A 19,965-nucleotide genomic window follows, 5' to 3' on the forward strand; every position below is an offset into this window, starting at 1 on the left:
CTGCGGCCTCGCTGGCGCGTTCGCGCCTTGAAGCCATGCGGAAGACGCAGCCGGCCGCGCGGATGCCAACCGTCTCGCGCGGTTGCCATGGGCCGCTCCCCGGCCGATGATGCGCAAAACGGATCAGAACAATCGAGAGGGAGCGAATGCGCGGGCGTCGTGTGCTGATGGAATCGTTCGTGTCGCACGGCGTGCGTCATATCTTCGGCAATCCCGGCACGACCGAAACGCCGCTGCTCGACAGCCTGTCGGCATTTCCGCAACTCGAATACATCATGGCGCTGCATGAAGGTGTCGCGGTCAGCGCCGCCAGCTTTTACGCGCAGGCGTCGAGGCGCGTCACCGTCGCCAACCTGCATGTCGCTCCCGGCCTCGGCAACGGCATCGGCTCGCTGTACGGCGCGCTGAAGGCAGGTTCGCCCGTGGTCGTCACGGCCGGCCAGCAGGATACCCGGATGCGGCTCAACAACCCGCTGCTCGGCCACGACCTTGTTGCGATGGCGGCGCCGGTGACGAAGTGGAGCGTGCAGATCGAGCGTGCCGACGAGATCGCGCCGATCATGCGACGCGCGTTCAAGGTGGCGACCGATGCGCCGCAGGGGCCGGTGTTCGTGTCGCTGCCAATCGACGTCATGGAACAGGAGACGGCGGTCGATGCTCTGCCGCCGGATAATTTGTGGCGCTCGACGCGCCCCGATCCGGCCGGCATCGAAGCGCTTGTCGCGCTGCTTCTGAAGTCGAAAAAGCCGGCCATCATCGCCGGCGACGACGTGGCACGTTCGGGCGGCGAGCAGGCGCTGGTGGCGCTCACGGAAGCGGTCGGCGCCACCGTGTGGTTCGAGGGGCTCCGCCACCACGCGCCGTTCCCGACCAGCCATCCGAGCTATCGTCAGTCGCTTCCCGGCGACGCCCGGCAGGTGCGCAAGGCGCTCGCCGATGCCGATCTCGTGCTGCTGATCGGCGGTCCGTTCTTTGAGGACATCTGGTTTGTGCCTGGTGGCCACATTCCCGACGGCGCGTCCGTGCTGCAGATCGAAGCCTCGGCCGAGCGCCTCGCGCTCAACAATCGGCTCGATGCCGGCATCGTCGGCGACATCGCCGTCAGCGTCAGTGCCTTGACGGAGGCGGTGCGTGCAAAGGCGAGCGCGGACTTCAGGCAGGCCGCGCAGAACCGCAATGCCGCGCTCGCCGAATTGCAGGTGAAGGAGAAGGAGGCCTACCGCGCGCGCGTCGAGAAAAGCTGGGACCGCCAGCCGACCGCGATGCCGCGCGTCACGGCGGAGCTGCGTCGCGGCCTGCCCGACGATGTCGTCATCGTCGATGAAAGCATCACGGCAAGCCTCGATCTCGCGCGCGCCTTCGACTATCGCGGCTTCGGCGATTATTTCGGCGGCCGCGGCGGCGGCATCGGCCAGGGCCTCGCCGGGGCAATCGGCGTCAAGGTCGCGATGCCGGACCGTCCGGTGGTCGCCATCTCCGGTGATGGCTCGGCGATGTATGCGATCCAGGCGCTGTGGACTGCCGCGCACCACAAGCTTGCGATCGTGTTCGTGGTGCTGGCGAACCGCGAGTACCGCATCCTCAAGCACAATGTGGACGTCTGGCGCCAGAATTTCGAAGCCGGCACCCAGCATCCCTATCAGAACATGGATATCAACGGCCCCGCGCTCGACTTCGTGCATCTCGCGGCCGGCATGGGCGTCGAGGCGGTCAGGGTCGAGAAGGCCGACGACATTGCCGGTGCCGTTGCAAAGGCTGTCGCGGCGCAGCGGCCGTACCTCGTCGAGATCGCAATCGAAGGCAAGCGCTAGAGCATGATCCGGAAAAGTGCGAAGCGGTTTTCCCTCGCGACAAACGGGGTACCGCGTTTGCGCGGAGATCATGCTCAAACAAGGAACAAAAAACGCGCGATGACGATTCGATTCGGTCGCGTCGCGCTTTAGAGGAGTTTCTCATGGCAGGCATTCTGGACGGCAAGGCTGCATTGGTGACGGGCGGCGGCTCCGGCATCGGCCGGGCGACGGCGATCGCAATGGCGCGTGAAGGTGCGCGTGTGGCGGTGTCGGACCTCTCGAAGGATGGCATCGACGAGACGGTCGCCTTGATCAATGCCGCCGGCGGCCAGTCGATCGCGATCCAGGGCGATGTCACCGACGAGGCCGATGTCGCGAACATGGTGGCGCGCACGGTTTCGGCGTTCGGGCGCATCGATTGCGCGTTCAACAATGCCGGCGTTGCCGGGCGCTCCGTCGGCCCGTCCGGCCAGCGCATTCATGAACTCACGCAAGCCTCGGTGGCCAAGATGTTTTCGGTGAATCTGATGGGCGTGTTCCTGTGCCTGAAATACGAGATCGCGCAAATGCTCAAACAGGGCGGTGGCGGCGCCATCGTCAACACGGCCTCGATCGCAGGCCTGGTCGGCCTCGCCACGTCGGGCCACTATGTCGCGACCAAGCATGGTGTCGTCGGGCTGACCAAGTCTGCTGCGATCGAATATGCCCAGGACGGCATCCGCGTGAACTGCGTCAATCCCGGATACATCAAGACGCCGATGACCAGGGAGACGATGGACGAACGTTACGACGAGATCATCGCCAAGGTGCCGGTCCGTCGCCTCGGCGTGCCCGAGGAAATCGCCGAAGCCGTGGTCTGGATGTGCTCGGACAAGGCGTCGTTCATGACAGGCGCATCGCACGTGATCGACGGCGGCTACAGCGCCGCCTGATCTCTGAAGGCCTTGTTTACGTTAGTGGCCCATTTGCACAAAGCCACGTTGATCTTCGCGGCTTCAACGCTCTTGCTGTGAGTGGTGCATCTCAGCCAATATCGCGTTTGGCAACGAAGAGCTTCGAGGTTAGGTGTTCAAACTCAATCGCATCGTCGGTTTCATCATTCTAGCAGCGCTCGTCTACGGCGTGCTCCAGGCTTACGGGTTACTTCCTGAGGGCGCACCTCGTCTGTTTCCTCAACGCAGCGGCTCGCCCGCGGCTTAAGATTGATGCCGCACATCCGAGCGCCAGCTCCTGGCTCAAGATGGAATTCGCGGCGGCGCGGAATGATGTCGGCCTTTAACCCGTAGCGGACATCGTCTGTCGCCAGTTCTGCCGCCTCCTTCGGCAAGGAACTGAAGCCGCTCCAGCCGGTTTGCTACGATCAGCCAAGGGAGGTCCGAATGCGGATCATTCTGATGACGACGATTGGCTGGGCGTTGTCGTGTGGATTTGCGATAGCCCAGCCCGATCCCGAGAAGGACGTGAACACGGCAACTGGACGCTCGGCACCGGAAGAAAAAGGTCAATTGCAGCCACAAGGATGGACCGGGCCGCTTGAAACAAGATCGGGTGGTGCGCCGCCGGAAAGCCCGCAAGGTCAAAGCCCGCCGGGAATGCAGGCAGCGCCGGACGGATCGACAAAGACGGTGGTCGAGCCGCGGAAGTAAGTCGCACTTCTTGTCTGTGAAGGTCAGCTTCGCCTAGAGCGACCGGCCGCAAGGTCGCCCTTTGGCCAGAGCGGACATCGCGGCAGCGCGGAGTGACGTCACCGCGCAGCCCAAGCGGACGCCGGCAGCGTTGCGCCAATCAGCCCTGCACCTCAATGGGTTGATCCGTCTCGGCAGCTCACGTAGTCGTTCGCGATGAACGAACGTCCGGCCAATGCCAAGGCTAAAACCCTTCCGGATCCGAAAGCCATTCTGCTCGGGGTCGCCTGCGGCCTCGGCGCGGCGCTGTGCTGGGCGCTCGGCTTCGTGGCGACGCGGCACGGCCTGAAGGTCGGGTTCACGCCCGTCGACCTGCTGATGCATCGCTTCCTGTGGTCGGGCATTGCCTTCCTGCCGCTCGTTGTGCGCGCCGGCCTCCGCGACCTCTGCGGCATCGGTTGGGGGCGCGGCATGGCGCTGATGCTGCTGGGCGGGCCGGTGATGTCGCTGATCAGCTATGCCGGCTTCATGTTCGTGCCGCTGGGGCATGGCAGCGTGATCCAGCCGTCTTGCGCGACGCTGGGCGGATTGTTTCTCGCGGTCGTCTTGCTGAAGGAATCGGTCTCGCTCTCGCGCGCAGCCGGCGCTGTCGTCATCGTCGTCGGACTTGCCGTGATCGGCAGCGAGTCGATCGGCCATATGGGGCCGAGCGCCGTGATGGGCGACTTGATCTTCGTTGCGACCGGCTTGATGTTCGCGGGCTTCGCCACGCTGGTGCGCCATTGGCGTGTCTCGGCGTTCTCCGTGGCCAGCGTCATCAGCGTGCTGTCGCTCTCGCTGTTTCCCCTGTATGCCGCCTCGGGTGGGCTCGCTCGCGATGCTTCCATCGGCCTGCATGAAAACGCGCTACAAGCCATCGCCCAGGGGATCCTGGCCGGGCCCGTTGCGATGTATTTGTTCGCGGTGTCGATCCAGCGCCTAGGCGTTGCCCGCGCAGCCGTGTTTCCTGCGACCGTGCCGGTGTTGACCCTGCTGTTGGGATGGCTCCTGATCGGCGAGCCACCGACCACGCTGCAGGCGGCCGGATTGGCCGCCGTGTTGGCCGGATTCTATCTCGCGCAGCGGCAGCGCTAAACGGCTTGCCGCTGTCCCGATTGGCGGCGGCGGGCTTCAGCTCGCGCCGCGCGACGCGGCCAGGATCGGCCTGCTCTATCTGCATGACGGTGAATGGGACGGGCAGCGGCTGCTGCCGACCGGCTGGGTCGACCGCATCAGGCATGCGGCGACGGACATGCACGCCTCGTTCGATCCATCGTTACGCTACGCCAATTTCTTCTGGGTGATGCCGCAGCGGCAGGTTGTCATGGCGGTCGGCGACCGCTGCCAGCTCGTCATGCTGTTTCCCGCGCTCGACATCGTCACGGTCGTGACCGCGCGCGACTACTGCTCGTTCGGCAGAATGGCCGACGAGATTTCAGGCGCGGTCAAATCCGACACGGCGCTGCCGGTGAACTCCGTCGGCGGCAACCGACTCGCGAGCGCGCTGCGCGATATCGCAACCGAAAAGCCGTTGGCCGTTGGTGCCGTGCCGGAGACGGCCGCCGCCATCTCCGGCAAGACCTGGCGCTTCCCAATGGCTTCAACTTGCGGGCGCTGACGCTGCATCTGACGGATCAGCCCGCGCACTACGAACTGGAAACGGCGACGCCGGATCCGGCGAGGCCGGTGACGACACTTGCGGGACCGATCGGGCTCGACGGTGCCTACCGTCTCGGTCAGCCAACGGCGCTCGGCGTGATGGCGCTGAAAGGGACGTGGCAGGACAACCAGACATTCTCGATCGACCTGCGTCTGGTCGGCGGCGATACCGACCGCCGATGGCTGCTGTCGTTCGATGGCGGCAAGGCCAGACTCAGCGGCAAGGATCGCTTCGGCCGCGACGTGAAGGCCGATGCTGAAGCGCCGGGCGCGCAATAGCTCGAGCGCGGCCGCGTCTCTATCCATTTCGGTCACGTGAAGCTCGGCTTCCTTCGCGTCGTCCCGGCGAAGGCCGGGACCCATACGCCGCGGCGGACGTTGTAGCTGGGACTGGTCGTTGCAATAGTGCAGAAGGCGTCGTGCCCGCGCAGCGACCTCGCCGGCATGGCTGCAGGAAATCACAACCGGCGTACGCCAACACGCACGCCTGCCATGGCAGACGGCCGCGCGAATCGACAGTGCTATGAAAACTGTGCGCCCGAGGCTCTCAGCGCGGCGGCGACCTTATTGGTCCACCTTCGGCGTCTTGCCCGCAATGTCGAGGCCGAACCGGAGCGCGCGCTCCTGGCGCTCTTCCGTCAGCAGCTTCAATTCCCGTTCCAGCGACCGCGCGACCTCGTCCTGGGTTTCCTTGGAGCGGCGACGGGAGTCGCCTTGCGATTTGGCCGGTTCGGCAGTCACGGGAGAAGCCCTTGTCATCACAGCGTCACAGGTCCTGATGGCACGGCGGGAGTCGGGGCGACAATCAAAAAGAATTTAGTGGGCGCATCTTTGGAAGGTTTGCGGTGCGTCTGATTCAAATTTGGGCAGAAAATTCTCTTAAGTGTTGCCTCGAATGGAGCCGAACCGCTTCGGCCCGCCGTCTCATCAATTCGGATGAGAGAGCCCGGTTCCGACGAAATCATTTCCGGATTCGCACGAAGGCGTCCTGAAACCGACAAGGTCTAACCTTAGTAGCGTTGTGAAGGACGGCTGCCTGGTGAGACGCTGAGGACCGCGGTGGTGAGATTCACGACCTGGGTCGAGAGGTCAGTCGGTCCTCCTGAGACGTTGGGGATGATCCCGGAAATGAAGAAGTTGAATGCTGTGCCTTATGTCTGGGCGGCCGCGCTGATCGCGGTCGCGATCTGGGGCGTGAGCGGCACCCCGCAGACGGCACATACCTCTGCCAGCACCCATCTGGCCCGGGTGCGCTAGAGCTTCGGCCGCAGCGAGCGCTGCATATCCATCGTGTAGGTGTAGCGCCCTTCGGGGTGCGTGGTGATGGTGACCTCGAACAGTTCCTCGCGCTGCCCGTAGTAGCGGCGTACCACGGTGAGCGCCGGCGAGCCGGTCTTGACGCCGAGCGCCCTGGCGATCGGCGCCGGCATGCCCCGCACGAAGATTTCCATCTGCGCGCGCTCGGTGACCTGGCCGTACATCCTGGCGATCTGCTCATGCACCGGGGTGCGGCCGTGGTCGCTGCGGGTCACGACATCGGCGAACCGGCGCAGCACATAGATCTCGGCCCAGCCGAGCGGCGCGGCGAACTGGTCGGAGCGGCGCACCGCCTCGATCAGGAACCAGCTCTTGCCGGGCTCGCATTTCAAAAGCCCGGCCAGCTTGCGGTCAGCCACGATGTCGCTGCTGGCCACGACCTCGCGATAGGTCTCGTTGGAATAGCGCAGCCACTCGCCGAGCGACTTGACGCTGTGGGTGAACAGCACCGGCGGCTCGGAGGCGATCACCACCGAGCCGAGGCCGGCGCGGCGCACGATCAGGCCCTGGTCGATCAGGATGCGCAGCGCCTCGCGCACGGTCTGCCGGCTGGCCTGGTAGCTCGCCATCAGTTCGGTCTCGGTCGGCAGCAGATTGCCGACCGCGTAGGTGCCGAGCCGGATGTCCTTCTGCAGCCCGGTGGCGATGTCGCGGTAGCGGGACGATCTCGCCCTGTCCGGTTGTTCAGACATGGCAGATCACTGGCATGCCATATGGCAGGCAACCGGATGTCCGGATGACATCGACTGCAGCGCGGCCTCGAACGCGGCGAGCGTCGCCAGCACGTCCGCTTCAGGCACCGGGAACGGCTGCTTGCCTTCGACAGCGTCGGCAAAGGCCGCAAGTTCCGCGGTCAGGGTGTCGATCGCCGGATAGCGCGTGATCGCAGGCGCCTCGCCGGATTTCCGCAGCACCATCGTCAGTTCGTCGAGCACCTCGGCCGATCCTTCCGTGCCGAACACATGAATTCGCCAATAGAACGGTGTTGCGCGGATCGTCGCAAGTGTACCGCTGACGTGATTCACAAATTCAATCGTCAAGGTTGTAGTGTCGAGCGGCGGCGGTCCCGCCTCGCGCGCACTCAACCGGGCATAGACCTGGCGCGCGGGGCCGAGCAGGCTGACGAAGCCGTCGAGCACATGCAGCCCCGCGCCGGTCAGGCCGCCGCCCGGCGATTCCTCGGGCGACAGCCGCCAGCCCTGCGTGATGCTCTGCGAGTTCTCGTTGCTGTTGTGGCCCTCGACATGCAGGATGGTGCCGAGCTCGCCGCTGGCCGTGACCGCGCGCAGCGCCTGCATCGACGGCCAGAACCGGCGGTTATGCCCGACCGCGAGCACCACGCCGGCGCTGCGGCACGCCGTGAACATCTCTGCGGCATCGGCGCGCCGAAGTGCCAGCGGCTTCTCGCAAAACACCTGCTTACCGGCGCCGGCTGCCGCGCTCACCTGGCCCTTGTGCAGCGAATGCGGCGTCGCCAGCAGCACGGCATCGACGCGAGGGTCGGCGAGGACATCGTCCAGGCTCGCCGTGACGGAGAGGCCGTGCGTCTCGCAAAAGCTGGCGGCGCCGTTGGCGTCGGGTTCCACCGCGCGGACGATCCTGAGCCGCGGCTCGTTGCGCGCGGCCCCGACCAGTGCGCGGCCCCATCGACCGAGGCCCGCGATCGCACAGTTGATCATGACTGTCCCTCACCGTGGCCGCGGCCGGCCCGGATCGCCTCGATGACCGCGGCGCTGTCGTTGTCCGGCCCTTGAAGCGCGATCGCCGCGCGCAGCAGTTCGGCCTGCACCGAGGTCAGCGGCAAGGGCAGGCCGTGCCGACCGGCCTCCAGCAGGATCAGTTCGGCATCCTTCAAGGTCTGCGCGATGTGCGATTGCGGCGAGAAATCCCGCGCCAGCATCTTCGGCCCCTTGCTGTCCATCACCTTGGAATATGCCGCCGATTGCCGCGCGGTCGCAAGGAACACCGCGCCGTCGAGGCCGAGGCTCTCGGCAAAGGCGATGCCCTCGGCCAGCGCGGCGCGGTTGTTCTGCAGGATGAGGTTGATGGCGAGCTTGGTGCGGCTGGCATTGCCGACCGCGCCGACATTGATCCGCTGCGGGCAGAGGATATCGAGCGTCGCCGCGGCGGCGTCGATGACGTCGGCATCGCCGGCGACCAGCGCGGTGGCGGTGCCCGCACGCACCTCGGCGCTGGTCCCCGAGATCGGCGCTTCGATAAAGGCGAGGTGCGAGCGGGAGGCGAATTCGGCGATTGCCACGATCTCACCCGGCGCGCAGGTGGTGGTGCAGATGACGCGCGGCGGCGGCGTCGCGTTGGCGAGGTCCGGCAGCAACGTCCTGACCTGGGCCGCGTCATACACCGCGATGACGATGGTCCGGCAGCGCGCCGCGACGTCGGCGGCGAACGCCGCGAACTCGGCGCCGCTGGCTCTCAGACCATCCGTCTTTGCGGCGTCGATGTCGAAGCCGATCACCCCGATGCCGGCGTCGATCAGCCGCGCGGAGAGCGCCGATCCCATCAGCCCCAGGCCAATCATGCCAACAGGTGTCTCGCGAGCCATGATGCGACGCCGCCTCGCTTTATTGCGGCTGGATACCGGCCGCCTTGACCTCCGCCGACCAGCGCACGACCTCGCTCCTGACGAAGGCGCCGAACTCGGCCGGCGCCAGCGGCGCCACCATCACGCCGACATCGGCGAGCTTCTTCCTCGTCTCCGGCATCGCGAGGTATTTCGCACACTCGGCGTAGAGCTTGCTAACCACCGGTTCCGGCGTGCCGGCGGGCGCGAACAGGCCGTACCAGATCGTGGCCTCGAAGCCTGGCATCGCTTCGGCGAGCGCGGGCAGGTCCGGCGTCAGCTCGTTGCGGGCCGCCGACGTCACGGCGATGCCGCGCAAGGTGCCGCCCTGCATCTGCGGGATCGCGACCGAGAAGTCGCCGAAGGTGAGATCGATCACCCCCGCCATCACGTCGGTCATTGCCTGCGGCACGCCGCGATAGGACGCCGCGATCAGCGACAGGCCGCCGCGCGATTGCAGCTGGGCGATCGAGATCTGCGAGGCGCCGGAGCCATAGCCCGCGGTCAAATTGGGATTGGCCTTGGCGTAGCTGAGGAACTGCGGCAGGTCCCTGGCCGCGAGCTTCGGATTGACCAGCAGCACCATCGCCGTCGTGGTGGTGCGGATCACGGGTGCAAAGTCCTTCACCGGGTCGTAGGGCAGGCTCTTCAGCGTCGCGACGTTGCTGGCATGGGTGGTGTTGGTGCCCATCAACAGCGTGTAGCCGTCGGGCGCGCTGCGGGCGACTTCCTGGGCGCCGATGCTGCCGAGCGCGCCGGCGCGGTTCTCGATCAGCACGGTCTGGCCGAAGGCGTCCTGCAGATGCTGGCCGACCAGCCGCGCGACATTGTCGGGACCGGCGCCGGCCGGGAAGGGCACGATGATCTTGAGCGGCCGTTGCGGGAAATCGTCGGCCGCGAAAGCCGGCAGGACCGGAAGCGTCGCAAGCAGGACGACGAGCAGTCCCAGCCGTAACTTCATCCCGGTCCCCTCCCGTGTCTGCTTTTGCAAATTTATACGGACAAATACATCAGAAAGGCAAGCGTCAGGCCTCCCGGAATGTTGAGGTGCGTCGTATTTATCCGTATAAATAGTCCATTCAGGGAGCCCGACGACGATGGTGGACATCAGCGATCTCCATGCGCGCGGACTGCGCCGGCGGCAAAAGATGTTCGGCGAGGGCGATGTCGCCAAGCGGATGGCCGCTGCCGGCGATTTCGGCACGCCGCTGCAAGACATCATCAATGCCTATGTCTACGGGGACATCTGGGAGCGCAGCGGGCTGTCCGACCAGATCCGCAGCCTCGTGATGCTCGGCATCACCGCGGCGAGCAGCAAGCCGGCCGAGTTCCGCGTCCATGCCAAGGGCGCGCTGGCCAATGGGTGCACCGCCGCGCAGGTGCAGGACGTGCTGCTGCTGGTCGCGATGTATTGCGGCATTCCGGCCGCGATCGAGACCAGCAAGATCGCAGCCGAGGTGTTCGGCGAGGTGCCGCCTGAGGGGTAGGGCACCGGCCTCTGCCGTGATAGGGACGTTGCCGACCGCGACCGGCAACAGGATCTGCCCATGTCCGCCTTCCCGACCTCGACCACCGTGCTCGATTCCGTATTGTTTCGCGATGCCTTCGGCACGCGCGAGATGCGCGAGGTGTTTTCCGACCTGCGGCTGATCGAGCGTTACGCCGAAGTCGAAGTCGCGCTGGCAAGGGCCGAAGCGCGCTGCGGTGTGATCCCGGCAGAAGCGGCCGAGGAGATCGCAAAACGGACCGATGTCGCCACATTCGATTTCGATCTGCTGCGGCAGGAGACCGACGTGGTCGGCTATCCGATCCTGCCGCTGGTGCATCAGATGGCGAAGCAATGCCGCGAGGCCGGCCGCTATGTCCATTGGGGCGCGACCACGCAGGACATCATGGACACCGCCGTGGTGCTGCAGCTGCGCGATGGCCTGAAGATCATCGAGGACGACATCGCCGCGCTGCGCGGCATCCTGGCTGATCTCTCGAAGCGATACCGCGACACGCCGATGGCCGGGCGCACCCATCTGCAGCAGGCGCTGCCGGTGACCTTCGGCTACAAGACCGCGATCTGGCTCGCCGCCTTCGATCGCCACGCTGCGCGGCTCGTGGAGCTGAAGCCGCGCGTGCTGGTCGGCCAGTTCGCCGGCGCCGCCGGCACGCTGGCCTCGTTGGGTGACAAGGGTTTCGAGGTCCAGCAGGCGCTGTGCGAAGAGCTCGGCCTCGGCGTGCCCGTCTCCACCTGGCATGTTGCCCGCGACGGTCTGGCGGAAGTGGTGAATTTCCTCGCGCTGGTCACGGGAACGCTCGGCAAGATCGCGCTCGACATCATGATCATGGCGTCGACCGAGTTCGCCGAGGTCTACGAGCCGTTCGTGAAGGGGCGCGGCGCGTCCTCGACCATGCCGCAGAAGCGCAACCCGATCTCGTCGGAGTTGATGCTCGCCGCCGCCAAGGCGGTGCGCCAGCATGCCGGCCTGATGCTGGATGCGATGGTGCAGGATTTCGAGCGCGCCACCGGTCCGTGGCACGCCGAATGGATGGCGATCCCGGAAAGCTTCGTGCTGACCGCGGGCGCGCTGCATCAGGCGAGGTTCGCGCTTGGCGGCCTGATCGTCGACGAGCGGCGGATGGCCGACAATCTCGACATCAGCCGCGGGCTGATCGTGGCCGAAGCCGTGATGATGGGCCTCGCGCCCGCGATCGGCCGGCAGGAGGCGCATGACGTGGTCTATGACGCCTGCCGCGTCGCCAACGACAAGGGCCTGACGCTGGCCGAGGCGCTGGCCGCGGATGATCGCGTTGCCAGCCGGATCGATCGGGCGACGATCGACCGCCTCACCGCGCCGAAAAACTATCTCGGCCTCGCGCCCGAGATGGTCGACCGCGTGCTGGCCTCGGTGAAGCGGTAAAATTCGAGGCAATTGCTCGCCGTCGCGTGATCGAGCGCGGTGGCCGGGAACCTTGCGGATGCGGATCGAATTGGACTACGAATCCCGAGAGTTCCTCAAACGACACGGCGCTTCATGACCGCACATCAACGCAACCTTTCCGCCTCGATCGATCCCGTGAAACTTGATCGGCTCGCCGAAGTCGCCATCAAGGTCGGCCTGCAGCTGCAGCCGGGCCAGGATCTCTTGCTGACGGCGCCTGCCGCGGCGATGCCGCTGGTGCGGCGGGTGGTGGAGCATGCCTACAAGGCCGGTGCTGGTCTCGTGACCCCGTTCTTCTCGGACGAAGAGCTCACGCTGGCGCGCTACCGTTACGCCAGCGATGCGAGTTTCGATCGTGCCGCAAGCTGGCTCTATGAGGGCATGGCGAAGGCGTTCGGCGCCAACACCGCGCGGCTTGCGATCGTCGGCGACAATCCGATGCTGTTGTCGGGCGAAGACCCGGCCAAGGTGGCGCGCGCCAGCAAGGCCAATTCGATCGCCTACCAGCCGGCACTGGAGAAGATCGTCAATTTCGACACCAACTGGAACATCATCGCCTATCCGAGCACGTCCTGGGCCAAGCAGGTGTTCCCCGACGATGCCGAGGACGTCGCGGTGGCCAAGCTTGCGGATGCGATCTTCTCCGCCTCCCGGGTCGATCAGGACGGCGCCGTCGCCGCCTGGGCACAGCACAATGCGAAGCTCCGCGAGCGCACCGAATGGCTGAACGGCCAGCGCTTCCACGCGCTGAAATATTCCGGACCCGGCATGGACCTCACGATCGGCCTCGCCGACGGTCATGAATGGGAGGGTGGTGCGTCGACCGCCAAGAACGGCATCGTCTGCAATGCCAACATCCCGACCGAGGAAGTCTTCACCACCCCGCACTGCCGCCGCGTCTCAGGCCACGTCGTCAGCTCCAAGCCGCTGTCCTATCAGGGCACGCTGATCGACAATATCTCGGTCAAGTTCGAGGAAGGCCGCATCGTCGAGGCCAAGGCCTCGCGCGGCGAGGAAGTGCTGAAGAAGGTGCTCGACACCGACGAGGGCGCGCGCCGCCTCGGCGAGGTCGCGCTGGTGCCGCACTCCTCGCCGATTTCGAAGAGTGGGCTGCTGTTCTTCAACACGCTGTTCGACGAGAACGCCGCCTCGCACATCGCGCTCGGCCAGTGCTACTCGAAATGCTTCGTTGGCGGCGACAAGCTGACGCCGCAGCAGATCGCCGAGCAGGGCGGCAACAAGAGCCTGATCCATATCGACTGGATGATCGGCTCCGCCCACACCGACATCGACGGCATCCACGCCGACGGCCGCAGCGTGCCGGTGTTCCGCAAGGGCGAGTGGGCTTAAGGGCGCGGCTCACCTGCCTAATCCCGTCATCCTGAGGTGCGCGCCCTTGCGCGCCTCGAAGGATGGACGGCCCGGATATCGCGTGCGCGGAGAGACTTCGGCCGTTCGCCCTTCGAGGCTCGCTTCGCGAGCACCTCAGGGTGACGGGGTTAAACCTGTGTCACCGCATCAACAATGAGGGCAAACTAGCGAAACCTGCGCTCCCGCGCGGCGATCAGTTCGCCTCGCGGGGCGCTGAAGCGGCAGGTCTCGTGCTGCGGCTTGAAGCCGAGCCGGCGATAGATCTTCAGCGCGGGAGCGTTGCGGCTCGAGACGTTGAGCCAACAGGGGTGCTCGGTCGAGACATCGTGGGCGGCCAGCACGCGATAGACCAGCAACTGGCCGAGCCCGCGTCCCTGCCGCACCGGGTCGACGGCGACCGACTCGATCCACATTGAGTTCCGTTCCGGCTCGGTCAGGCAGAAGCCCGACATTTGTCCATCCTCCGACGCGATCCAGACTTCGCTCTCGGTCAAAACCTGCGCCATCTCCTCCGGCGAATACAGGCGGAAGGCGGCGTCCGAGGCATAGGCGGCATTGTGGATGCGCGCGACCTCGCCCGCGCAGGCGGTGACGTCGCTGACCTGCTCGATGGTGGCGTGCGCGGCCGCGAGCGTGCGCGCCGGCTGCAGCGGCTCGACGCACTTCATCCCGATCTCGGACTCGACATGAACAAAGCCGAAGGCAGCCACGAAGGCCATTCCGGCCGGCCAGTCGCTGCTCACCAGCGTCTGTACGGCGAGATTGGAATCGGTGTCGATCGCAAGCACGTGGTCGAACAGTGCGAGGCCAATCCGGTGGCGCCGCATCTCGGGCGCCACGACGATCTTGAGGAACCGGGAATGATGCGCGCCCTGGTCGCGCAACGACGACTCGGCGAGGCCGCAGGGCACGCCATTGCGCTCGGCAACGCGAAAGTCGCGCCCGCCGCGGTTCTGCGGCAGCTTCAGGAACTGATCCCATTGCGGCAGCGTGACAGGGCCTAGCCGCGGTTCCACCGCGGCTGCCTTTGCGTAAAGTTCGACCACCGCTTCCGCATCAGCCTCTCGAAGCGGCCGGATGGTGATGCCGTCATCCATGAGTCGAGAGTTTACCCGATATCGAGCCGATAGACATCCTTTGCCGTCTTCAAGAACAACGCCGTCTTTTCGGCTTCGCTATATTGTGATGCAAGCCGTTTAAAGGTGTTGAAGATGAGCTGGTAGCTGCATTGCCCCTTATCAGGTGGGAAGTTGCTCTCGAACATGCAACGGTCCGGACCGAACGCCTCGATGCAGGTCTCGATATAAGGCCGCCAGGCGGCGGCGAGTTCCTCCGACGAGGGTGGCCTGGGGCGGAGGTGGAAGTCGTAGCCGAGCAGGCACATCGCCAGCCCGCCGAGCTTGACGACGACATTCGGGCATTGGGCGATCTCCTGGATCGACGCCTTCCAGACCGGAAAGGTCTCCGCGCGCTTGCCGGCGAAGCGGCCGGTGCCGACCGGGCCGCCGCAATGGTCGAGCACGATCCTGGTATCGGGAAAGGCGCGGGCGAGGTCGGTCAGTTCGCCGATCTGCGGGTGAAACAACCAGGCATCGAAGCTGAGGCCGAGCGGTGCCAGGCAGGCGAACCCCCTACGAAAGGTGGAGTCCAGCAGAATGCCCTTCGGCCGGTTCGCGTACATGTGGGCGACGTTGGGATCCTCGTCCCAGGCCGAGGAGTGGCGGATGCCGCGGAACCGGCCGTTGCCGGCGGCAATCTGCGCCTCCAGCACCGCCTTGGCCTGATCGCCGATCAGAAGATTAACGTGGCTGACGATGCCGGCGCAGATCGCCGCCTTGCCGTAGCCGCCGCTCGCCGCCATCGCCGCGACGCCGTTGGCAAACTCGACCTCGCCGACCGGGCGGAACGCCTCCGGCCCATCGGCGCGGTACATCGACCGGCAGTCGACATAGACGGTGGCAACGATGTTGTGGCCCGAGGCTATGTCGTCGCGCATCTCCTCGATCAGATAGCGAAGCCCGCCGCGATCCCAGAGATGGTGATGCGGATCGACGATCGGCCGGGCCGGATCGATGATCTCTTCAGTGTATTGGGCGAGCCAGTCTTCGCGCGGGTTGGCATAGAGCCCGCTGGCGGAGGCGGGCAGAGTGCTGGCAACCATCGATTTTCACTCCCGTTTGGTTTTGCTTCTTCTTGAACAGAGACGTCACACGCCGTCGAGAATGATCACCGTCGGTGTCGCCGGCAGGGTGTCGCGCGAAATCCGCAAGGTGCGCTCGCCGCCGCGGCGATCGATCTCGAACTGCTGGCCGATCAGGCGCATGAACTCGTCGAGCGGGGTAGCGAAGCGGTGCATCGGCAGCACGACGGCGGCGCGCAATCGCCTGGTGATCTCGGAGATGCCGTCGAGCGACATCGTATAGGTGCCGTCGATCGGCACCATCACGATGTCGAGTCGGCCGATCGCGGCGAAATGGCTGTCGTCGAGCTTGACGTGGAGGTGGCCGAGATGGCCGATGCAGAGGCCGGCGACCTCGAAGATGAAGATCGAATTGCCGTCCTTGATCATCTCGCCGCCGGAGTCTTCGCCCCAGTAGCGGCGGATGTCGGTGGTGACATTGCGGATATAGACGTCGCCGATGCGCTCAGCGTAATGCGCGGCCTGGCCGTTCTCTCCCCAGCCATGCAGCACGTGGGGAATCTTGGGATCGGGAAACAGCGTGTAATGGGTCGCGTGAGCCCGGTTCATGGTCGCGACGTCGGGCAGCCGCCCGGTCCGATAGACGCCGTTATAGTCGGTCGCGATCCGGATGCCGCCCGGCGTGTCGATGTAATAGGTCGAATGGCCGGCATAGGTGATCGCGACCTCGTCGGCTTTGGCTGCGACGCGCCGGTAGTTCACCGGGACGGCGCGCGGCGGCGCATTGGCCATCGCCAGGCATTCGCTGCGCTGGGCATCCTGCGCGAAGGCGTGGCTGGTGAACGTTCCCAGCAACACGAGCGCGGCGAGCAATCTCAGCATGACTGTTCCGTCTGCGGCGGCATCCGCGGACGATAAGACTAGCGCGCAATTGGCGCGCCGTCATGATGAGGCCCGTGCATCGCTCCATGGCGCGGGCTGCAATACGAGCCGGCGATTATTGCGTCGGGACACGCTAGGATGCCGCGCAAACCGAGATCAGGGAGTTCTGCGTGACTGATAACGTCTCATCGCAGCGCGCGCCTTCGACCAAACGGCTCGAGCCGTTACGGCAGGTCGACGCCGGTGTGCTCAGCATCGCCTATTACGAAGCGGGCCCATCCGATGGGCCGGCCGTGATACTGATGCACGGCTTCCCCTACGACATCCACTCCTATGTGGACGTCGCGCCCCTGCTGGCGGCGCAAGGCTGTCGGGTCATCGTGCCCTATCTGCGCGGCTACGGACCGACGGCGTTCCGCGACAAGTCAACGCCACGCTCGGGCGAGCAGGCGGCGGTCGGCGCCGACTTGATGGCGCTGATGGACGCGCTCGGCATCGAGCGCGCGGTGTTCGCCGGCTACGACTGGGGCGGCCGCGCCGCATCTATCGGTGCGGCGCTGTGGCCGGAAAGATGCATCGGACTCGTCTGCACCAACGGCTACATGATCCAGGACATCGCGCATGCAATGGTGCCGGCGCCGCCGGATCGCGAGGTGGCGCTGTGGTATCAGTACTACTTCCAGCTCGAGCGGGGGCGGGCGGGGCTCGCCGCCAACCGGCGCGGCATCGCCAAAATCCTGTGGTCGCAATGGTCACCGAGCTGGGCGTTCCACGACGCCTGCTTCGAGCGGACTGCGGTTGCGTTCGACAATCCTGATTATGTCGACGTCGTGATCCACAGTTATCGGCACCGCTACGGCGTTGTCGATGGGGATCCGCAATATGCGGATTTGCAGCGGCGGCTCGACACATTGCCTGTCATCAGGGTCCCCGCCATCTCGCTCGACGGCGCCGACGACGGCGTGACGTTCGCGACCGACGGCAGTCGTACCGCGGCAAAGTACACTGGCCGCCTGGCCCATCGCCTGATTCCGCATGCCGGCCACAATCTGCCGCAGGAAGCGCCGGAGGCGTTTGCCGCCGCAGTGCTGGAGGTGATGAGGATCTAAGTCGGTTCACCTCTCCCCATCGGGGAGAGGTCGGATTGCGAAGCAATCCGGGTGAGGGCTCTTGCTCTCTGGATAGACCGTAACCCCTCACCCGATTTGCTGTGCAAATCGACCTCTCCCGAGGGAGAGGTGAACTTTCGACGCCGTTCCAGCTGAACCTAATCTCATCATGCTTTAGCGCCGCGGGCTGATCTTCCAGGCGATGGCAAGCGTCAGCAGCGTCAGAATGCCGCTGACCAGCGCGGCCGTCGGGATTGTCAGGGCCAGCGCCGCGGTTGCGGCCCAGCCGATCGAGGAGAAGGCTTCCGCGAAAGTGGCGATGCGGGAGGAGGTCTGACGCCGGCGGAATTGGCTGCGCTTGGCCTGCGCGCGGAACCAGAGCTGGACGGCGGCGGCGGATGCGGTCGCGATGATGATCGCGATCGCCGTGACCGCGGCCTGCCCTGGCGAGGCAAACGCCAGCGCGGCCACCAGCGGGGCGAAGACCACGGCGATGGCGAACAGGACCACCTCGACCTTGGCGCGGGTCACGCGTGACGGCGGCAGCGGTGCGGTCGCCACCAGATCGGGCGCGTCCTCGCCGGAGATGGTCAGCCATGCGAGCCCGCCGGCGAGCTGGCCTGCGGCCATGACGATGACGGGCGTGATCAGCACGATCGCAGTCGATGTGCCGGAGAAGCTGCGCCACAGCATCAACGCCGGCGGCAGCAGATAGAGCATCTGCATCAGGCTCTGCGACAGCAGCCAGGGATCGCGGCGCAGCAGCAAGAATTCCTTGCGCCGCAGCGCCTGCTGCCGCGAGCCCGCCCGGAACGCGCGGGCGCGCCCCCGCGTCACCGCAGCCGGATTGGCGGCGACGCTGGCGACCGTATCCGCGAACCGGTGTGCGAATATCGCCATCACGCCGCCGAGCATCACCAGCGCCGCGGCGAGCAGCAGCATCATGATTTCGAGCTCGCCGAGCGATGCCCGTGCCGGCCACCACAGCAGGCTGTCGGGGGCGGGGGCAATTCGCGCCGCGGTTTCCGAGGTCAGAAAGGCAAAGCGCGACAGCGTGCCATAGGACAGCACGGCCACGACCTGCAGCGCGATGACGAAGCCCGCACCGATCACGGCGGAGACGACCTGCGCCACCAGCCGCGTCCGGCTCGGCCCGATCAGACGGAACAGGAACGCGGTGACGGCGATCGCGGTGGCTGCCGCCGACAGCCCGATCGCAAGGACTACGCCGAAGCCGGCGAGCCAGCGCGGGCCGCCGAGATAGACCAGCACGTCGATGAACGGCGTCGACAGCAAGAGCGCCATGCTGCTCACCGTCAGCGCGATCGCGGCGATCCGGATCGAGAAGATGTTGGTAAGCTTCGCCGGTGACGACATGATCAAATCGAGATCGGCGCGGGCGTAGAACACGCGCGTCACCGACTCGATCGCCTGCGAGAGCATCAGCGCCCAGGCCAGGAAGATCGTCGCGGTCAGCACGATCAGCGACGACGGGTCGAGCGGAAACCGCAGGTCGGCATAGCGGCTGACCACGGCATAAGCCGGCAGATGCAGGATCGCCGCGAAGATCAAGAGGCCGATCACGGCGCGATTGCGCCGGCGCCGGCCGCCGGTCATCATCGCCAGCCATTCGCGCCACGCCAGGCGGAATTCGTGGCGCGCGAACCAGGTGAGGTGGGCGACCGAGCTCACGCGGCCGCCGCTTCGGTATCGACCAGCGCGATGAACATGTCCTCGAGGGTGGTGTCGTTGCGGCCGTTCTGCTCGCGCAGCTCGGCCAGCGTGCCCTCGGCGATCAGCCTGCCGGCCGCGATCACGCCGATCCGATCGGCCATCCGCTCGGCGACTTCGAGAATGTGGGTCGTCATGATCACGGTGCAGCCGGCGCGGACGCGCTCCTGCAGCAGTCCCTTGACGTGACGCGCCGACAGCGCGTCGAGGCCGGTCAGCGGTTCGTCGAGAATGATCAGGCGGGGATCGTGCACCAGCGCGCCGGCGAGCGCCACCTTCTGGCGCATGCCCTTGGAGAAGCCTTCGCAGCGCTCGTTGAGATGCGGCTCGAGCCCGAGCGACATCAGGAGATCGCGCGCCGAACCCTCCGAGGTGCGCGGATCGATGCCCCACAGGCCGGCGACGAATTCGAGATATTCCAGCGGCGTCAGCTTGTCGTAGATCATCGGCTCGTCGGACACCCAGGCCATGACCTGCTTGGCGGCGACCGGATCGGCGAGCGCGTCGATGCCGAGGATCGACACCGAGCCGGCATCGGGCCGCAATAGCCCCGCCACCATGCGCAGCGTCGTGGTCTTGCCGGCGCCGTTCGGCCCGAGCAGCGCATAGAATTCGCCGACACGGATCGTGAGATCGAGCGCGTCGACCGCCGGGCGGTCAAAACGCTTGGTTAACCCTCGCACGGCGAGTGCGGACAGTTCAGGTGTCATGGCGTGGTGGCGATCCGGAAGTTCGCTCGTCGGTTGCGCAAGCTTTGGACAAAAACCGTTTCGGTGCAGTGAATCGCA

General features: G+C 65.9%; 21 protein-coding genes. 11 read left to right on the top strand and 10 right to left on the bottom strand.

Features of this window, described 5'->3' with window-relative positions; all coding sequences use genetic code 11:
• Positions 1-146 precede the first annotated feature (146 nt).
• From IF803_RS13885 to IF803_RS13910, 6 genes are all read left to right on the top strand, one after another.
• Positions 147-1,811, top strand: a complete 1,665-nt coding sequence (locus tag IF803_RS13885; RefSeq protein WP_461192509.1) for a thiamine pyrophosphate-binding protein — start codon at positions 147-149, stop codon at positions 1,809-1,811.
• 143 nt (positions 1,812-1,954) lie between these two features.
• A complete protein-coding gene (locus IF803_RS13890; RefSeq protein ID WP_461192510.1) occupies positions 1,955-2,725 on the top strand; it encodes an SDR family NAD(P)-dependent oxidoreductase in 771 nt (256 codons plus the stop codon).
• 447 nt (positions 2,726-3,172) lie between these two features.
• On the top strand, positions 3,173-3,439 hold the full coding sequence (locus IF803_RS13895) for a hypothetical protein (RefSeq protein ID WP_155258580.1): 267 nt from the start codon (positions 3,173-3,175) through the stop codon (positions 3,437-3,439).
• A gap of 195 nt (positions 3,440-3,634) precedes the next feature.
• Positions 3,635-4,552, top strand: coding sequence for a DMT family transporter (locus IF803_RS13900; protein ID WP_461192511.1), 918 nt, complete (start codon positions 3,635-3,637; stop codon positions 4,550-4,552).
• A gap of 229 nt (positions 4,553-4,781) precedes the next feature.
• A complete protein-coding gene (locus IF803_RS13905) occupies positions 4,782-5,075 on the top strand; it encodes a hypothetical protein (protein WP_461192512.1) in 294 nt (97 codons plus the stop codon).
• Positions 5,063-5,395 (top strand): hypothetical protein, encoded by a 333-nt coding sequence (locus IF803_RS13910; protein WP_461192513.1) that lies wholly within the window; start codon positions 5,063-5,065, stop codon positions 5,393-5,395. Before IF803_RS13905 ends, IF803_RS13910 begins: the two co-directional genes overlap by 13 nt.
• A gap of 285 nt (positions 5,396-5,680) precedes the next feature.
• On the opposite strand, the gene IF803_RS13915 is transcribed toward IF803_RS13910, so the two are convergent.
• On the bottom strand, positions 5,681-5,857 hold the full coding sequence (locus tag IF803_RS13915; protein ID WP_461192514.1) for a hypothetical protein: 177 nt from the start codon (positions 5,855-5,857) through the stop codon (positions 5,681-5,683).
• 387 nt (positions 5,858-6,244) lie between these two features.
• Here IF803_RS13915 and IF803_RS13920 point away from each other — a divergent pair, with 387 nt between their 5' ends.
• Positions 6,245-6,373, top strand: a complete 129-nt coding sequence (locus tag IF803_RS13920) for a hypothetical protein (RefSeq protein ID WP_016847287.1) — start codon at positions 6,245-6,247, stop codon at positions 6,371-6,373.
• Here IF803_RS13920 and IF803_RS13925 read toward each other — a convergent pair.
• The 4 genes from IF803_RS13925 to IF803_RS13940 are packed head-to-tail and all read right to left on the bottom strand — an operon-like array spanning position 6,370 to position 9,975.
• Positions 6,370-7,125, bottom strand: a complete 756-nt coding sequence (locus IF803_RS13925) for a GntR family transcriptional regulator (protein WP_018269133.1) — start codon at positions 7,123-7,125, stop codon at positions 6,370-6,372. The genes IF803_RS13920 and IF803_RS13925 overlap by 4 nt on opposite strands.
• Before the next feature lie 6 nt (positions 7,126-7,131).
• A complete protein-coding gene (locus IF803_RS13930) occupies positions 7,132-8,112 on the bottom strand; it encodes a Gfo/Idh/MocA family protein (RefSeq protein WP_461192515.1) in 981 nt (326 codons plus the stop codon).
• The gene (locus tag IF803_RS13935; RefSeq protein WP_461192516.1) at positions 8,109-8,996 is read right to left on the bottom strand and encodes an NAD(P)-dependent oxidoreductase; all 888 of its coding nucleotides are present in this window, start codon (positions 8,994-8,996) and stop codon (positions 8,109-8,111) included. The genes IF803_RS13930 and IF803_RS13935 overlap by 4 nt, the downstream gene beginning before the upstream one ends.
• Before the next feature lie 19 nt (positions 8,997-9,015).
• Positions 9,016-9,975 carry a Bug family tripartite tricarboxylate transporter substrate binding protein gene (locus IF803_RS13940; RefSeq protein ID WP_028339167.1) on the bottom strand — a complete coding sequence of 320 codons (960 nt, stop codon included), beginning with the start codon at positions 9,973-9,975 and terminating at the stop codon, positions 9,016-9,018.
• Positions 9,976-10,111: 136 nt separating this feature from the next.
• Here IF803_RS13940 and IF803_RS13945 point away from each other — a divergent pair, with 136 nt between their 5' ends.
• The 3 genes from IF803_RS13945 (at position 10,112) to IF803_RS13955 (ending at position 13,294) form a co-directional block, all read left to right on the top strand.
• Positions 10,112-10,501: a carboxymuconolactone decarboxylase family protein gene (locus tag IF803_RS13945; RefSeq protein WP_461192517.1), complete on the top strand. Its 390-nt coding sequence runs from the start codon at positions 10,112-10,114 to the stop codon at positions 10,499-10,501.
• Between the two features lie 60 nt (positions 10,502-10,561).
• Positions 10,562-11,923 (top strand): 3-carboxy-cis,cis-muconate cycloisomerase, encoded by a 1,362-nt coding sequence (gene pcaB / locus IF803_RS13950; protein WP_461192518.1) that lies wholly within the window; start codon positions 10,562-10,564, stop codon positions 11,921-11,923.
• A 114-nt stretch (positions 11,924-12,037) separates the two neighbouring features.
• Positions 12,038-13,294 (top strand): aminopeptidase, encoded by a 1,257-nt coding sequence (locus IF803_RS13955; protein ID WP_461192519.1) that lies wholly within the window; start codon positions 12,038-12,040, stop codon positions 13,292-13,294.
• Between the two features lie 185 nt (positions 13,295-13,479).
• On the opposite strand, the gene IF803_RS13960 is transcribed toward IF803_RS13955, so the two are convergent.
• Genes IF803_RS13960 through IF803_RS13970 form a run of 3 tightly spaced genes read right to left on the bottom strand, consistent with a single transcriptional unit; the run spans position 13,480 to position 16,337 of the window.
• Positions 13,480-14,412 carry a GNAT family N-acetyltransferase gene (locus tag IF803_RS13960; RefSeq protein WP_461192520.1) on the bottom strand — a complete coding sequence of 311 codons (933 nt, stop codon included), beginning with the start codon at positions 14,410-14,412 and terminating at the stop codon, positions 13,480-13,482.
• Between the two features lie 11 nt (positions 14,413-14,423).
• Positions 14,424-15,476, bottom strand: coding sequence for an amidohydrolase family protein (locus tag IF803_RS13965; RefSeq protein WP_461192521.1), 1,053 nt, complete (start codon positions 15,474-15,476; stop codon positions 14,424-14,426).
• 45 nt (positions 15,477-15,521) lie between these two features.
• Complete coding sequence (locus IF803_RS13970; RefSeq protein WP_461192522.1) at positions 15,522-16,337, bottom strand: MBL fold metallo-hydrolase; 816 nt, start codon at positions 16,335-16,337, stop codon at positions 15,522-15,524.
• A 170-nt stretch (positions 16,338-16,507) separates the two neighbouring features.
• On the opposite strand from IF803_RS13970, the gene IF803_RS13975 reads away from it, so the two are divergent.
• Positions 16,508-17,446 (top strand): alpha/beta fold hydrolase, encoded by a 939-nt coding sequence (locus IF803_RS13975; RefSeq protein WP_461192523.1) that lies wholly within the window; start codon positions 16,508-16,510, stop codon positions 17,444-17,446.
• Positions 17,447-17,620: 174 nt separating this feature from the next.
• Here IF803_RS13975 and IF803_RS13980 read toward each other — a convergent pair whose 3' ends face one another.
• Both IF803_RS13980 and IF803_RS13985 read right to left on the bottom strand, forming a co-directional pair.
• A complete protein-coding gene (locus tag IF803_RS13980) occupies positions 17,621-19,138 on the bottom strand; it encodes a permease (protein ID WP_461192524.1) in 1,518 nt (505 codons plus the stop codon).
• The gene (locus IF803_RS13985) at positions 19,135-19,887 is read right to left on the bottom strand and encodes an ABC transporter ATP-binding protein (RefSeq protein WP_304497591.1); all 753 of its coding nucleotides are present in this window, start codon (positions 19,885-19,887) and stop codon (positions 19,135-19,137) included. Before IF803_RS13985 ends, IF803_RS13980 begins: the two co-directional genes overlap by 4 nt.
• Positions 19,888-19,965 lie beyond the last annotated feature (78 nt).

Source organism: Bradyrhizobium sp. UFLA06-06 (genome assembly GCF_054820065.1).